Source organism: Aquabacterium sp. (assembly GCF_014378415.1).
Taxonomy (GTDB): domain Bacteria; phylum Pseudomonadota; class Gammaproteobacteria; order Burkholderiales; family Burkholderiaceae_C; genus Aquabacterium.
Window position 1 is genome coordinate 31,981 of record NZ_JACMNS010000171.1, and the last position, 14,011, is coordinate 45,991.

Below are 14,011 nucleotides of genomic sequence, written 5' to 3' on the forward strand. Positions count from 1 at the left end.
GGGAGCTGCCACATGATGCGTCCACTGCTTCAACTGATGGCCACCGAGCCCGAGCTGCTGAGCGAGCACTTGCAGTCGTACGCAGAGTTGTTGGGTGAAGAAATGGGCAGCTTCCAGGGGCAGTTCAAACGCCATTGGGTCACGTTCGCGGTGCTGGCTTTGCTGGCCACCGTGACCTTGATCCTGGTTGGCGTTGGGCTCATGCTTTGGCTCATCACGCCCAGCGCCCAATTGCAGCAGTTGCAGTTGCCCTGGGCTCTGTGGCTGGTGCCCTTGGGCATGGCCGCACTGTGCGCCGCCATCGCCGTGATCATGAAACAAGAAGAGCGCACGCCCGGCTTCCAGGCCTTGCGCCAGCAAATCGCCGCCGACGTGGCCATGCTCAAGCAAGCGACCTCGTCATGAGCAAGCCAACACGTTCACCCCTTCCCGCCGAAATTCGCCTGCAACAGTCCCGCGAACGCATCCGTCTTTGGCTGACGCCCCCCGATGAGGCCCCCGACGAAGAAGGCGAATCGTCAGGCCCCGCGCTGCCTGAGCAACTGCAGGCCTGGATGCGAGAACTGCGCGAACACCCCATCCTGTCCTCAACCTTCAACGCCCTGCAGGGCTGGTGGGAAAGCCACCCCTGGCGTCCCGCCACCCACCTGGCCAGCGGTCTGGTTCGAGAGGCCCTTCAGCCCCTGGCCAAAAAACATCCGCTCGGCCTGGTGCTGGTGGCCGCCGCCATCGGTGGCTCACTGGTCTGGTTCCGGCCCGGCCGTGGCTTGGTCAAATCCTTGCTGATCAAAGGCGTGGTCTCGCAATCGGTGTTGGGCCTGGCCAAACAGCCCTTTGTGGGCACGCTGGCCAACAGCGTCATCACCTGGATGCACCAACTGTCCACCCCCCGTCAACAACCCTGACGTTTCAAGCGCACCGACCCAAGCAAAGAGCCTGCATCTTTTAACGGATGCAAGCTCTTTGCTTTGCCAGACCACAGGCCCCCGAAGGAGCCGCTTGCCTTACTTCTTGTAGTGCATCTTGGCGCTGTCCATGCAGCTTGACTTGGCATCGCCCGACAGGGCATCGCACTTTTCCTTGGCCACCTTGTAGTCGGCGCCCATCTTGTCTTCAACGGCTTCCTTAGAAGCATCGCCCACTTCCTTGTTCAGCTTGGCTTCGGCCTTGGCCTTGGTTTCCATGGCCTTGGCTTCTTTCACGCAGACGTCCTTGTCGTTGCCGGTCTTGTCATCGCACTTTTCCTTGGCGACGTCATAAGCCGTTTCGGCCTTCACATCGGCCAGGTGCTTGCGGTCGCCAGCCTTGCCCGTGTAGTGGTATTCCAGCTCGGCCTTGGTGACCTTTTCTTTGCCCTTGGCTTCGGCCACGCAGATATCCTTGGCGTTGGCGGTCATCTTGTCACAGGCTTCCTTGTCGGCCTTGTAGGTGGCGGTGGCGGCGTCCTTGCCGACACGGTAGTCGGCCTTGGTGATCGTGCCGGCTGCATTCGCATACGACACGGCGCTCAGGCAAAGGGCCAGGACAGCGGCTTGGATGGTGGTGGTTTTAGACATGGTGAGTTCCTTGCGAGTAGTTAAGTTATCGACCCATCGTTGCCGACAGGCTGAACTCCAGTGTCCAAAAACCGCCGCCTTCCCCCAACCAGACGGTGCCGCAAGCGCTCGTAGTTTTTGTCCTACGCAAGAAACTGTAGGTGAGTTCCTACAAACAGCTAGGAGATCTTCCAATGGCGCCGCCCACAGGCTGCGGCGATAATTCATTGAGACATTCACACACCGCCACACAGACTGAGCAGTCAATGACACCCCTGAAAGCCTTCATCGTTGAGGACAGCCCGGTGATTCGCGAGAACCTCATCGCGACGCTGGAAGAGATGGTGTCCTTGCAGGTGGTGGGCACGGCCGAAGACGAAGCCAATGCGGTGGCCTGGCTGAATGACGGCAACAACGTTTGCGACCTGGTCATCGTCGACATCTTCATCAAACGGGGATCAGGGCTGGGCGTGCTGCAAAAAACCCACCCGGCGCCTTCAGCGCGAAAGCACGTTGTGCTCAGCAACTACGCCACGCCCGACATGCGCCGACGCTGCCTGGAGTTGGGCGCCGACCAGGTCTTCGACAAATCAAACGAGATCGACAGCCTGATCGATTACTGCGTGGCGCTGGTCAACCATGACCACAGCGCCAGCAGCCCCGACGCTCACTGAATCAAGCCGTTCTTGAGCGCGTAATAGGTCAGGTCGCTGTTCGAAGCCAGGTTCATTTTTTCCATCACACGCGAGCGGTAGGTGCTCACGGTCTTGACGCTCAGGGACATGCTGTCGGCCATGTGGCCAATGGTCTCGCCCTTGGCCAGCCGCAGAAACACCTGGAACTCGCGCTCGGACAGTTGCTCGTGCAAGGACTTGTCAGGATCACCGCCCAGGCCATCGGCCAGCATTTCAGCCACGCCGGCGGTGATGTATTTACGGCCACGGAACACGGTGCGGATGGCCTTGACGATTTCTTCAGGGTCGCACTCTTTGTTGAGGTAACCGCTGGCGCCCTGGCGCAGCAAGGTCAAGGCGTAATGTTCTTCAGGGAAACCGCTCAGGATCAACACCGGCAAGTCAGGGGCACGGGCCCGGATGGCCGCCAGCGCATCGACGCCGCTTTGATCGGGCATGGACAGGTCCATCACCAGCACGTCCACGTCACCAGCCCGCACCAGCTCCAGGGCCTCTCGGCCGTTGGAGGCTTCACCCGTGACCTTCAGGTCCACCTGGTCGGAGAAAAACTGACGCAGTCCGGCGCGCACGATGGCGTGGTCGTCAATGATGGCAATTCGAATCATGGTCGACGTTCGATCAGTTGGAAGTAGGATGATGACGATGATAAGCCTGACACAGATCAAACGCAGTGCCTACGCCTTTCCGTTGGCGGCATTGGCGGCGCTGGCCATGCTCTTCATCAGCGAGACCTCGTACTGGCAGGCCACGGACTCCATGGATGACATGGGCATGATGGCCCAGGCGCGCTCACAGATCAACACCTTGCTGCGCCGCCTGGTCGATGCCGAAACCAGCCAGCGCGGCTATTTGCTGACCAACCGCAAAGAGTACCTGGCGCCTTTGAACGGTGCCATCGACGACAGCAATGACGCCCTCAAATGGCTCGTCCAGTACTACGCCAAAGACACGGCCCATCAAAAAAGCGCCCAGGAGTTGCAGATCCTGACGCAGCGCAAGCTGGGCGAGGTGGCCATCACCATCCGCCTGCACGACGAGGGCAAAGATGAAGCCTGGCGCGCCATGGTCCTGTCCAACATCGGCCAGCAGGACATGGAGTCGGTGCGTGCCGTGGCCACGGAGTTGCTGAAGGGTGAAACCAGCAAGGTCACGACCGCCCACGCGGACGTGCACAACACCCTGATGCTCAACCGCATCGGCGTGGCCGCCATGACCGCCATCAGCTTCCTGGCCCTGACCATGTTCCTGGCGCAGACCAACGCGCTCAACGCTCAACGCCTGGCCCAAAGCCAGGCCGTCCAGGCCGAGCGCGACCAGCTGGAGTTCGAGGTCAAGCGGCGCACCACACACCTCACCGACCTGACCCGCTACCTGCAAACTATCCGCGAAGACGAGCGTGGCCGCCTGGCCCGCGAACTGCACGATGAACTGGGCGCTTTGCTCACCGCCGCCAAGCTGGATGCCGCCCGCATCAAGTCGCGCCTGGGCACACTCACGCCCGAGTTGGCTGAGCGCCTGGCCCACCTCAACGACAACCTCAACGAGGTGATCGCGCTCAAGCGCCGCATTGTTGAAGACCTGTGCCCTTCTTCATTGAGCACACTGGGCCTGGTGGCTGCGCTGGAGATTCAGTCGCGCGAGTTCGCCACGCGCTCGGGCCTGCTGGTTGACTGCCACCTTAATGCCGTCAGCCTGAGCCCCTCGGCCGCGCTGACCGTGTACCGCCTGGTGCAAGAGGCCTTCACCAACATCGCCAAATACGCCAAGGCCAAAACCGTCACGGTGGACCTGAACGCCCTTGATGGCCAGGCCTGCATTGCCGTGAAAGACGACGGTGTGGGCTTTGATCCTTCGCAACAACCCAGCTCGGCGCACGGCCTGCTCGGCATGCGTTACCGCGTCGAGGCCGAAGGCGGTGAGCTGGTCCTGGAGTCATCGCCCGGACAGGGCACGCGCATCGGTGCCACCGTGCCTTTGGTTGCCTGAGCAACTCATTCGACGACAGTGTCACGGGGCGCCGTCCTACAGGGGAATGCGCGGAACGCTGATGGCTGCATCGACCGTGGAAACCTAAAGTTTCTACATCGACAGACCTCAATTTCCTGGAGATGTTCATGCTGAAGTGGGCACTGATTTTTGCGGTGATTGCTCTGGTGGCCGGCCTGTTCGGCTTCACCGGCATCGCCGCCGGTGCAGCAGGCATTGCCAAGTTTTTGTTCGTGCTGTTCCTTGTGCTGTTCATCGTCGTGGTTGGCCTGGCTTTGCTGGGCATCGGCGCGATCAAGAAATAAGCCAAGCCGATTTCACCCTTGTTTCCCGCCCCTAAAAGGAGAATTTCCATGTTTTTCAACAAACGCACCGCCGCTGTTCTGGCCCTGGCCGCCTCGTCAATGATCATCATTTCCGGCTGCGCCGTGACGCGCGATCAATCCACCGTGGGTGAATACGTCGATGACGCTGCCGTCACCACCAAGATCAAGGCCAAGTTCGTGGACGCCAAGTCGGTAGACGCAGCCGCCATCCATGTCGAAACCTTGAACGGCACCGTGATGCTGTCGGGCTTTGCCAAGAGCCAGAACGAGAAGGACTCGGCCGCCGCCATCGCCCGCGATGTCAAGGGCGTGAAGTCGGTCAAGAACGAAATCGCTGTTCGCCCTTGATTTAGAAATGTGGCGCCATTCTGAAAAAGTCTTTGAACGGTTTCAGGGTGGCGCTGCCATCACAGGGAGGACCCCATGAACTCGAATCCCCATGACCTGGACGGCGTCGATTTGTGGTTTTTCGGTGGCACACCGTGCCCTGATGATCTGGGCGAGGCCTGCACGTTAACTTCACACCGCGCCCCGCCGATCGACCAAGATGACACCAAGAGCCCCGCTTTTGCGCACCGATGCCACTGCGGCGAACCCCGTGCGCGGCCAGGGCGCCCATCCGAAATCGATCACGTGGTGCCGCGCGAAGACCAAGCGTCGCTGATGTCATGCCATGTTTGACCTGCCTCAAGCCGTGTGACAGAAACAAGTTGCGAATCGTTCGCATTTGAATTTAGAATGGGTGGATGAAATCTGCTCACGCCACCGCTTCTTCGTCCATCACCCTGGACACGCTGCCTGTGCGTGTGGTGGCCACCATCCGAAGCATCCGCACCGCCACCAAAGACGGCGCGGCCCTTAAACGCCGCCTCATGGAGTTGGGCTTCGTCCCCGGAGAGCGGGTTGAGGTGCTGCGCCGCATGTTCGCTGGCAGCGGCCCACTGGCCGTGCGCGTGGGCACCAGCACCTTCGCCATGCGCACCCTCGAATCCTCCATGATCGAAGTGGTCCACGCCTGACCCTTGCGAACCGGCAGTTCCCGTCATGTCTGATGCGGCCTTAGCGCCTGTCCCCACTTCCCCCTTGACCGCCCCGCTGATTGCCCTGGTGGGCAACCCCAATTGCGGCAAAACCGCGTTGTTCAACCGCCTAACGGGGGCCCGCCAAAAGGTCGGTAACTACGCCGGCGTGACGGTGGAGCGCAAGGAAGGCCAGTTCGTGTCGCCCGCCGGCCAGGCCTGGCGCGTGCTTGACCTGCCCGGCGCCTACAGCCTGCTGCCCACCACGCCCGACGAGACCATCACCCGCGACGTGATCGCAGGCACGCGCCCCGGCGAAGCCAGCCCCGTGGGCCTGGTCTGCGTGGTGGATGCCACCAATCTGCGCTTAAACCTGCGCATGGTGCTGGAGCTGCAATCTCTTGATGCGCCCATGGTGCTGGTCGTCAACATGATGGACCTGGCCCGCAAACGCGGCATCCACATTGATGTGACCCGACTGCAAGACGAGTTGGGCGTGCCCGTGATCGAAGCCGTGGCCGTGAAGGCCGGTGGCGAGCAAGCCTTGCTGGCGCAGCTGGACCGCCTGGACTGGACCAAACTTTCCAGCCAACCCGCCATTCGCCGCGTCGACCGCATTGCCGCCATCCCGGTAGAAGCCACCCACCAGCGCGTGAGCGAGTTGCTGACGCGGTGCGTGGTGATGCCCGCCTCTGGCCCCAGCCTCACCGCCCGAATCGATCAATACGCCTTGCACCCCGTGCTGGGCCCCGCGATCCTGGCCGTGCTGATGTTCCTGGTCTTCCAGGCCGTGTTCAGCTGGGCGGCCGCGCCCATGGAATTCATCGACACCGGCATGGGCGCGTTTGGTCAATGGGTGGGCGCCCACATGGGCGAAGGCATGCTGCGCGGCCTGCTGGTGGACGGCATCATCAGCGGCACGGGCAGCGTGCTGGTCTTCCTGCCGCAGATCCTGATCCTGTTCTTCTTCATCCTGGCCCTGGAAGATTCCGGCTACCTGCCCCGCGCTGCCTTTTTGCTGGACCGGGTCATGGGCAGCGTCGGCCTGTCGGGCCGCGCCTTCATCCCGCTGCTGTCCAGCTTTGCCTGCGCCATCCCCGGCATCATGGCCACGCGCACCATCGCCAATCCGCGCGACCGCCTGGTGACCATCCTGATCGCGCCGCTGATGACCTGCTCGGCCCGCCTGCCGGTGTACGCGCTGCTGATCGCCGCCTTCATCCCCAGCCAAACGGTGGGCGGCATCTTCAACCTGCAGGGCCTGGTGCTGTTCGCCTTGTACGCGGCCGGCATCCTGGCGGGCCTGATCGTGGCGCTGGTGCTCAAGCTGTTCATGCGCCAGTCGCACGCGCAGCCCTTGCTGATGGAGCTGCCCGACTACCACTGGCCGCACCTGCGCAACCTGGCGCTGGGCTTGTGGGAGCGCGCGCAGATTTTCGTCACGCGCGTGGGCACCATCATCCTGGCCTTGATGGTCATCCTGTGGTTTTTGTCGACCTACCCGGCCCCGCCGCTGGATGCCACCGGCCCGGCCATCGAGTACAGCCTGGCGGGCATGGCCGGTCGCGCGCTGCAGGTGATTTTTGAGCCGATTGGTTTCAACTGGCAGATCTGCATTGCGCTGGTGCCCGGCCTGGCTGCGCGCGAAGTGGCGGTCAGTGCCTTGGGCACCGTGTACGCCATGTCACAGACCGGAGATGCCCTGACCGGCGCCTTGACCACCGTGATCGGGCAAGCGTGGTCCCTGCCCACCGCCTTGTCGCTGATGACCTGGTACGTGTTCGCCCCGCAATGCCTGTCCACCATGATCGTGGTCAAGCGTGAAACCAATGGCTGGGCCGTGCCCCTGGCCATGACGGCCTACCTGTTCATCTTGGCCTATGCGGCCTGCTGGGTGGTCTACCGCCTGGCCCTGGCCTGGGGGGCGTGAGCATGCATGGCAGCGCGATTTGGCAAGACTTGGTGGCCCTCGGCATCGTGCTCACGGCGGCGGCCTACCTGGGCCGGCGCTGGTGGCCCACCTTGGCCAGCTTGTTGGGCCTGAAAACCACCCCCGCTGCGGCCAAAGCAGCCTGCGGCCAAGCCAATGGTGCCTGCCAGCAATGTGGCTCGTCGGGCGCCGCGCCCCAGCGAGACCACCGCATCAAGATCGTGCGGCCACGCCAATAACCACGGTGGCCCCATGACACCCCCCCGCCTTAGGGGTGCGCACCCCTTGCAATGGGGGTGACAGGATGACAAATTGAGACCTACACTTGGCCTCAATAACTTCATATCAGGTTTTCTACCAATCTATGCGTCCCTTGTTTGCCATCGCACCACTGGCTCTGGCGTTTGTCCTCCTGGGACCGACCACGACAGAAGCCTCGTCCGCCGCCAGCCCCTCGCTGGTCGCGAAGGTGTGGCACCTGGTGTTTGACCGCGAAGGCAGCCCTGCCCAAGTTAAACCCGCCGGCAACCTGACCACCGCCACCACCGCGACCCTGGCCCAGTAGCCCCCAACAGGCCAACTTGGCATTACACTGGCCACTGCTCCGGGGTGTGCCTCGCGATGAATCCTTGTTCATCGTGTTGCGCTGAGATGGTCAACGACCGAACCCGCTGAACTTGATCCGGCTCATACCGGCGAAAGAAGAGCTGTACCTGATGGGGACCTCCTCCTGCCAATGGCACGGTCCCGGCTGACGACATCATTCCGTCTCGCCCAGGCACCCCTCGGAGCATGTGATTCACCACTGCCACCCGAGGAAACCGCCCATGAACGCACCCGATCCTGCTGTCGCCCTGGCCACCCTGAGCGAACTCGCTCGCCTGACGCGCGAACCCCTGCCCGCGTCCCGCAAGATCTACGTGGAAGGCAGCCAGCCCGGCGTGCGCGTGCCCATGCGAGAGGTCTCGCTGACCAACGGCGAAGCGGTCACTTTGTACGACTGCTCCGGCCCTTACTCCGACCCCACGGTGGAGATCGACGTGACGCGCGGCCTGCCGCCCGTGCGCGAGGCCGCCATCCTGGCCCGTGGCGACACCGAATCCTACCCAGGCCGCAGCATCCAGGCCGTGGACGACGGCCTCAAGCCCGACGAGCGCCATGATGAACGCATGGCCGCCCTGCGTGCCGCCGCCAGCGCGCTGCAACGCACGCCGCGCCGCGCCAAGTCAGGCCTCAACGTCACGCAAATGCACTATGCGCGTCGGGGCATCATCACGCCCGAGATGGAATACGTGGCCATCCGCGAGAACCAGCGCCGGCTGGAGATGGCCGATGGCGTGGGTGATTGGCGCACCGCTTACCAGCAAGACGCCGAACGCGAAACGCGCCTGCGCGGCAACCCGATGGGCGCCCTGATCCCGCGCGAGATCACGCCCGAGTTCGTGCGCTCCGAGGTGGCGCGTGGTCGGGCCATCATCCCCGCCAACATCAACCACACCGAGCTGGAGCCGATGGCCATTGGCCGCAACTTCCTGGTCAAGATCAACGCCAACATCGGCAACTCGGCGGTCACGTCGTCGATTGAAGAAGAGGTTGAAAAGCTGGTGTGGGCGATCCGCTGGGGCGCCGACAACGTGATGGATTTGTCCACCGGCAAGCACATCCACACCACGCGCGACTGGATCGTGCGCAACAGCCCCGTGCCGATTGGCACCGTGCCGATTTACCAGGCGCTGGAGAAGGTGGGCGGCGTGGCCGAAGACCTGAGCTGGGCCATCTACCGCGACACACTGATCGAGCAGGCCGAACAGGGCGTGGACTACTTCACCATCCATGCGGGCGTGAGGCTGGCGTTCATCCATCTGACGGCCGGACGACGCACCGGCATCGTCTCGCGTGGCGGCTCGATCCTGGCCAAGTGGTGCATCTCGCATCACAAAGAGAACTTTTTGCACACGCACTTCGAAGAGATCTGCGAGATCATGAAAGCGTATGACGTGAGCTTCTCGCTGGGCGATGGCCTGCGCCCGGGATCGCTGAGCGATGCCAATGACGAAGCGCAATTCGCCGAGTTGCGCACGCTGGGCGAGTTGACGCAGATCGCCTGGAAGCACGATGTGCAGACCATGATCGAAGGCCCCGGCCACGTGCCCATGCACCTGATCCAGGCCAACATGGACGAGCAGCTCAAAACCTGCCACGAGGCGCCCTTCTATACCCTGGGCCCACTGACCATTGACATCGCGCCGGGCTATGACCACATCGCCTCGGCCATCGGCGCCGCGATGATCGGCTGGATGGGCACGGCCATGCTCTGCTACGTCACGCCCAAAGAGCACCTGGGCTTGCCCAACCGCGACGACGTCAAGCAAGGCCTGATCGCCTACAAGATCGCGGCGCACGCGGCCGACGTGGCCAAGGGGCATCCGGGCTCGCGGGCGCGTGACGATGCGCTGTCGCAAGCGCGCTTTGACTTTCGCTGGCAAGACCAGTTCAACCTGGGCCTGGACCCGGAGACCGCGCGTGATTTCCATGACGAGACGCTGCCCAAGGATGCCTCCAAGGTGGCGCACTTCTGCTCAATGTGCGGCCCCAAGTTTTGCTCGATGAAGATCACGCAAGAGGTGCGCGAGTTCGCGGCGCAGCAGGGCCTGGGCGCCGGTGGTGCCATCGCCCGAGGCATGGCCGAGAAGTCCGCCGAGTTCAAGCAGGTGGGCGGTGAGCTGTACATCCCGATCAAATCGGAAGCCCCGCGGGCCTGAGCGAGCGCGAGCGCCATGCAAAGCATGAACATCGGCATCGCGGGCGCGGGCTTGCTGGGCCGCCTGGTGGCTTGGACGCTGGCGCACGCGGGCCACCGCGTCAGCGTCTTCGACCCGGCTGCTGGCCCCGAACCCCGCTTTGACGGGCGGGGCGCGGCAGGCTTCACGGCGGCGGGCATGCTCAGCCCGATGGCCGAACGCGAAACCGCCGAGGCCGATGTGGCCCACCGCGGCTGGCAGTCGATTGAACGCTGGCAAGAGATCACCGACCGACTGAGCCAGGCCAGCCCCGGCGTCCCCAAGCTTTTTGTACGGCAAGGCAGCTTGTTGGTGGCCCATGGCAGCGACCAGGGCGCGGCACGCAGGGTGCTGGCCCGCCTGGTGGATGGCTCTGAACCGAGCGCTGAGGCGCAACCCCAGGCGCTGGATGCGGCGGCCCTCGCCCAGCTTGAGCCCTCGCTGCACGGCACCTTGGGCCGATTGCACGCCTGGCTGCTGGCGGGCGAGGCCCACATCGACACCGTGCGCACCTTGCTGCGCCTGCACGACGACGCGCCCGCTGTGCAGTGGCACTGGGCGCAAGCCGTGCAACACATTCAGCCTGGCCAATTGGATGGCCGCCCCTACGACTGGGTGTTTGACCTGCGTGGCGTGGGCGCCAAGGCCAGTTGCGCGGTGCGCGGTGTGCGCGGCGAGATGGTCTGGCTGCACGCGCCCGGCCTGGGCCTGAATCGCCCGGTGCGCTTGCTGCACCCGCGTCACCGCGTCTACGTGGTGCCCCGCCCAGACGATGTGGTGCTGGTGGGCGCCAGCGAGATCGAGACCGAAGACCGCTCGCCCATGTCGCTGCGCAGCGCGGTCGAGTTGATGGCCGCCGCCCACAGCGTGCTGCCCGCCCTGGCCGAAAGCCGCATCCTGCGCATGGACACCAACCTGCGCCCCGCCCTGCCCGACCACCGGCCGCAATGCCATGTCGAGCCCGGCCTGGTGCGCATCAACGGCCTGTACCGCCACGGCTGGCTGCTGGCGCCATCGCTGGTGGACGAGGCCCTGGGCCAGATTGGACTGCTGACATGAGCTTCATCACCGTTCACACCGACCAGGGCGCCCAACAGTTGCCCCTGGGCAGCACCGTGGCCGATCTGCTGGCCCACCTGCACCAGGCCAGAGGCCTGGACGACACCGCCGTGGCCACCGCCGTCAATGGCGAGTTCGTGGCGCGCAGCCAACGCGCTCAACACACCTTGCACAATGGCGACGCCGTGCTGTGCTTCAGTGCCATCACAGGAGGTTAAAGATGCAAACCCCACGCTTTGGCCATGAGGCATGGCACATCGGCGACACACTGCTGACCAGCCGCTTCCTGCTCGGCACCGCCGGCTACCCCTCACCCCAAGTCTTGCGCGAGGCCATCATCGCCAGCGGCAGCCAGGTGCTGACCCTGGGCCTCAAGCGCACGCTGGCCGTGCCCGGTGGCGGCGACAACGGCTTCGTCGACATCATCCGCACCACCGCCCGCGAGCAAGGCGCCCACCTGCTGCCCAACACCGCCGGTTGCCGCAGCGCCCGCGAGGCCATCACCCTGGCCCACATGGCCCGCGAACTGCTCGGCACCCATTGGATCAAGCTTGAAGTGGTGGGCGACGAACAGACCTTGCAGCCCGACCCGTTTGAGCTGGTCGATGCCGCCCGCCAACTGGTCAGCGATGGCTTCGAGGTGCTGCCCTATTGCACCGACGATTTGGTCACCTGCCAGCGCCTGGTCGATGCCGGCTGCAAGGTGCTGATGCCCTGGGGCGCCCCCATCGGCTCGGGCCTGGGCCTGCTCAATCCCTGGGCCTTGCGGACCTTGCGCGCGCGCCTGCCCCACACCACCTTGATCGTTGATGCGGGCTTGGGGGCCCCCTCACACGCCACGGCCGCCATGGAGCTGGGCATGGACGCCGTTCTGCTGAACTCGGCCGTGTCGCAGTCGGGCCACCCGGTGCGCATGGCCACGGCGTTTGGCCACGCGGTGCAGGCCGGGCGCATCGGTTTTGAGGCCGGACTGATGCCCTACAGCGACGTGGCCGTGGCCACCACGCCCGTGGGCGGCCAACCCTTCGTGCTCTTGTGATGACAGCAACGAGCCGCCTTCCCATCCTCTGGAGCATCGCCGGCCACGACAGCGGCGGCGGCGCCGGCCTGAGTGCCGACCAGCGCGCGGCCGATGCCATGGGCGTGCACCTGTGCCCGGTGGTCGCGGCCGTGACGGCGCAGAACTCACAAGGCGTGCAGGCCGTGGTCCCCATCGATGCGAGCACCCTGGAGGCCCAACTCGCCGCGCTGGCGCTGGACCTGCCGCCACGCGCCATCAAGACAGGCCTGCTGGGCAGCGTGGCCGCCATCAAAGCCGTGGCACGCTGGGTCGATCATTTTCGGGCGGCCACACCAACTGGCGAAGACCCGCATCGGCAACTGGCCTTGGTCATCGATCCGGTGCTGGGTGCCTCGGCGGGCGGTGCCGCCTTTGCCGATCCGGCCGTGCTGGGCGCCTACCGCAAGCTGTTGATCCCCCGGGCCACGGTGATCACACCCAATCGCCTGGAAGCGGCGCGTTTGCTGGCCTGGCCTCAAGCCAGCCATGCCCTGGACCAGGGCTTGTTGCCCGAGATGGCCCGCCAGCTTCAACAGATGGGCGCACGTGGTGTCGTCATCACGGGTGGCGATGGCGCCTCGGCCTGGTGCACATCAACGACAGCCCATGCGCTCGATTGGCTGCTGACCCCGCACGCCAGCGGCTGGTTGACGGCGCCCCGGGTCGACACCTTCCACACGCATGGCACGGGCTGCACGTTCGCCAGCGGTGTGGCGGCCGCACTGGCCCTGGGCCATGTCGAAGCCGATGCGGTGGTGCTGGCCAAGATGCTGACGCACCACGCCTTGAGCCACAGCCACGCGGCGGGACCAGGCCCCGGACCAGTCATGGCCGGGTCGGGCTTCGCCACCGGCCCCGCCCACGGCGGAGCACCCCTGCCCTGCCTGGGCCTGGGCGAGGACTTGCCATGGCGACTCACGCAGCCCGCTGGCGATGGCCTGTTCCAGCGGTTCACCCCGCCTGCTGACGGGCTGTACGGGATCGTGCCCACCGCTGCCAGAATTCACGACGCGCTGCAAGCCGGCTGGCGTTGCCTGCAATTGCGGCACAAACCCGCAGAAGGATTGCACAAGCACCTGAACGACAGCGTTCAAGCATGCTCACGCTTCAATGCCCAGTTGTTCGTCAACGACCACTGGCGCGAGGCACTCGCGCTGAGCACCGCCAGCCAGCCCCCGCTGGGCCTGCACCTGGGGCAGGAAGACCTGCTCCGAATGAGCGCCGATGACCATGCGTTGCTGCTCTCGGCTCGCCACCGCATCATGTTGGGCCTGAGCTCACACAGCCTGTGGGAGCTGGCGCGCGCGGCGGGCTGCGCGCCCAGCTACATCGCCTGCGGACCGGTTCAGGCCACCACCACCAAAGACATGCCCTGGCGGCCGCAAGGCACCGATAACCTGCAATGGTGGATAACTCACAGCCCTGCCCCCGTGGTCGCCATTGGTGGGCTATTAACCCCTGCGGACGTCCAGCGCTTTGCCGCCAACCAGCCCGCCGCGCTGTGCGTGGTCAGGGGCATGGGCGAGCACCATGACGACATGGCGCAGACCCTTGAGGCCCTGCGCCATGCCGTGACGGCGGGGCAGCTTGAGGCCCAGGAGCGCATCCCTGCGCCCCTGCC

The 14,011-nt window shown here is 64.5% G+C and carries 17 protein-coding genes and 1 riboswitch; of the genes, 15 read left to right on the plus strand and 2 right to left on the minus strand.

Features of this window, described 5'->3' with window-relative positions; genetic code table 11:
• Positions 1–12 precede the first annotated feature (12 nt).
• Positions 13–405: a hypothetical protein gene (locus tag H7225_RS15240; RefSeq protein WP_290663320.1), complete on the plus strand. Its 393-nt coding sequence runs from the start codon at positions 13–15 to the stop codon at positions 403–405.
• On the plus strand, positions 402–905 hold the full coding sequence (locus H7225_RS15245; protein WP_290663322.1) for a hypothetical protein: 504 nt from the start codon (positions 402–404) through the stop codon (positions 903–905). The genes H7225_RS15240 and H7225_RS15245 overlap by 4 nt, the downstream gene beginning before the upstream one ends.
• A 99-nt stretch (positions 906–1,004) precedes the next feature.
• On the opposite strand, the gene H7225_RS15250 is transcribed toward H7225_RS15245, so the two are convergent.
• Positions 1,005–1,556 (minus strand): hypothetical protein, encoded by a 552-nt coding sequence (locus H7225_RS15250; RefSeq protein WP_290663324.1) that lies wholly within the window; start codon positions 1,554–1,556, stop codon positions 1,005–1,007.
• 245 nt (positions 1,557–1,801) lie between these two features.
• Here H7225_RS15250 and H7225_RS15255 point away from each other — a divergent pair, with 245 nt between their 5' ends.
• Positions 1,802–2,209: a response regulator gene (locus H7225_RS15255; RefSeq protein WP_290663326.1), complete on the plus strand. Its 408-nt coding sequence runs from the start codon at positions 1,802–1,804 to the stop codon at positions 2,207–2,209.
• Here the strand turns inward: H7225_RS15255 and H7225_RS15260 are convergent.
• Positions 2,203–2,835, minus strand: coding sequence for a response regulator transcription factor (locus tag H7225_RS15260; RefSeq protein ID WP_290663328.1), 633 nt, complete (start codon positions 2,833–2,835; stop codon positions 2,203–2,205). The genes H7225_RS15255 and H7225_RS15260 overlap by 7 nt on opposite strands.
• Before the next feature lie 37 nt (positions 2,836–2,872).
• On the opposite strand from H7225_RS15260, the gene H7225_RS15265 reads away from it, so the two are divergent.
• The 12 genes from H7225_RS15265 to H7225_RS15320 all read left to right on the plus strand — a co-directional run.
• Positions 2,873–4,216, plus strand: coding sequence for a CHASE3 domain-containing protein (locus tag H7225_RS15265; protein WP_290663330.1), 1,344 nt, complete (start codon positions 2,873–2,875; stop codon positions 4,214–4,216).
• 128 nt (positions 4,217–4,344) lie between these two features.
• On the plus strand, positions 4,345–4,521 hold the full coding sequence (locus H7225_RS15270; protein ID WP_290663332.1) for a DUF1328 family protein: 177 nt from the start codon (positions 4,345–4,347) through the stop codon (positions 4,519–4,521).
• Positions 4,522–4,569: 48 nt separating this feature from the next.
• A complete protein-coding gene (locus H7225_RS15275) occupies positions 4,570–4,890 on the plus strand; it encodes a BON domain-containing protein (protein WP_290663334.1) in 321 nt (106 codons plus the stop codon).
• 398 nt (positions 4,891–5,288) lie between these two features.
• Positions 5,289–5,561: a FeoA family protein gene (locus H7225_RS15280; protein ID WP_290663336.1), complete on the plus strand. Its 273-nt coding sequence runs from the start codon at positions 5,289–5,291 to the stop codon at positions 5,559–5,561.
• Between the two features lie 25 nt (positions 5,562–5,586).
• On the plus strand, positions 5,587–7,491 hold the full coding sequence (locus H7225_RS15285) for a ferrous iron transporter B (RefSeq protein WP_290663338.1): 1,905 nt from the start codon (positions 5,587–5,589) through the stop codon (positions 7,489–7,491).
• Positions 7,488–7,730 carry a hypothetical protein gene (locus H7225_RS15290; RefSeq protein ID WP_290663340.1) on the plus strand — a complete coding sequence of 81 codons (243 nt, stop codon included), beginning with the start codon at positions 7,488–7,490 and terminating at the stop codon, positions 7,728–7,730. Before H7225_RS15285 ends, H7225_RS15290 begins: the two co-directional genes overlap by 4 nt.
• Before the next feature lie 125 nt (positions 7,731–7,855).
• Complete coding sequence (locus H7225_RS15295; protein ID WP_290663342.1) at positions 7,856–8,056, plus strand: hypothetical protein; 201 nt, start codon at positions 7,856–7,858, stop codon at positions 8,054–8,056.
• 30 nt (positions 8,057–8,086) lie between these two features.
• Positions 8,087–8,212: riboswitch (TPP riboswitch) on the plus strand.
• A 106-nt stretch (positions 8,213–8,318) separates the two neighbouring features.
• On the plus strand, positions 8,319–10,253 hold the full coding sequence (gene thiC / locus H7225_RS15300) for a phosphomethylpyrimidine synthase ThiC (protein ID WP_290663344.1): 1,935 nt from the start codon (positions 8,319–8,321) through the stop codon (positions 10,251–10,253).
• Positions 10,254–10,268: 15 nt separating this feature from the next.
• Positions 10,269–11,330, plus strand: coding sequence for an FAD-dependent oxidoreductase (locus H7225_RS15305; protein ID WP_290663346.1), 1,062 nt, complete (start codon positions 10,269–10,271; stop codon positions 11,328–11,330).
• Complete coding sequence (gene thiS / locus H7225_RS15310; protein WP_290663348.1) at positions 11,327–11,548, plus strand: sulfur carrier protein ThiS; 222 nt, start codon at positions 11,327–11,329, stop codon at positions 11,546–11,548. Before H7225_RS15305 ends, thiS begins: the two co-directional genes overlap by 4 nt.
• Before the next feature lie 2 nt (positions 11,549–11,550).
• Complete coding sequence (locus H7225_RS15315; RefSeq protein WP_290663350.1) at positions 11,551–12,369, plus strand: thiazole synthase; 819 nt, start codon at positions 11,551–11,553, stop codon at positions 12,367–12,369.
• A partial coding sequence (locus H7225_RS15320; protein WP_290663352.1) for a PfkB family carbohydrate kinase occupies positions 12,369–14,011 on the plus strand: 1,643 nt, incomplete at its 3' end. The genes H7225_RS15315 and H7225_RS15320, both read left to right, overlap by 1 nt.

What these genes read in the sequence shown, in the direction of transcription:
- H7225_RS15240 (WP_290663320.1), top strand. Translation starts at nt 13, where the DNA reads ATGATGCGTCCACTGCTTCAACTGATGGCCACCGAGCCCGAGCTGCTG.
- H7225_RS15245 (WP_290663322.1), top strand. Translation starts at nt 402, where the DNA reads ATGAGCAAGCCAACACGTTCACCCCTTCCCGCCGAAATTCGCCTGCAA.
- H7225_RS15250 (WP_290663324.1), bottom strand. Translation starts at nt 1,556, where the DNA reads ATGTCTAAAACCACCACCATCCAAGCCGCTGTCCTGGCCCTTTGCCTG.
- H7225_RS15255 (WP_290663326.1), top strand. Translation starts at nt 1,802, where the DNA reads ATGACACCCCTGAAAGCCTTCATCGTTGAGGACAGCCCGGTGATTCGC.
- H7225_RS15260 (WP_290663328.1), bottom strand. Translation starts at nt 2,835, where the DNA reads ATGATTCGAATTGCCATCATTGACGACCACGCCATCGTGCGCGCCGGA.
- H7225_RS15265 (WP_290663330.1), top strand. Translation starts at nt 2,873, where the DNA reads ATGATAAGCCTGACACAGATCAAACGCAGTGCCTACGCCTTTCCGTTG.
- H7225_RS15270 (WP_290663332.1), top strand. Translation starts at nt 4,345, where the DNA reads ATGCTGAAGTGGGCACTGATTTTTGCGGTGATTGCTCTGGTGGCCGGC.
- H7225_RS15275 (WP_290663334.1), top strand. Translation starts at nt 4,570, where the DNA reads ATGTTTTTCAACAAACGCACCGCCGCTGTTCTGGCCCTGGCCGCCTCG.
- H7225_RS15280 (WP_290663336.1), top strand. Translation starts at nt 5,289, where the DNA reads ATGAAATCTGCTCACGCCACCGCTTCTTCGTCCATCACCCTGGACACG.
- H7225_RS15285 (WP_290663338.1), top strand. Translation starts at nt 5,587, where the DNA reads ATGTCTGATGCGGCCTTAGCGCCTGTCCCCACTTCCCCCTTGACCGCC.
- H7225_RS15295 (WP_290663342.1), top strand. Translation starts at nt 7,856, where the DNA reads ATGCGTCCCTTGTTTGCCATCGCACCACTGGCTCTGGCGTTTGTCCTC.
- thiC (WP_290663344.1), top strand. Translation starts at nt 8,319, where the DNA reads ATGAACGCACCCGATCCTGCTGTCGCCCTGGCCACCCTGAGCGAACTC.
- H7225_RS15305 (WP_290663346.1), top strand. Translation starts at nt 10,269, where the DNA reads ATGCAAAGCATGAACATCGGCATCGCGGGCGCGGGCTTGCTGGGCCGC.
- thiS (WP_290663348.1), top strand. Translation starts at nt 11,327, where the DNA reads ATGAGCTTCATCACCGTTCACACCGACCAGGGCGCCCAACAGTTGCCC.
- H7225_RS15315 (WP_290663350.1), top strand. Translation starts at nt 11,551, where the DNA reads ATGCAAACCCCACGCTTTGGCCATGAGGCATGGCACATCGGCGACACA.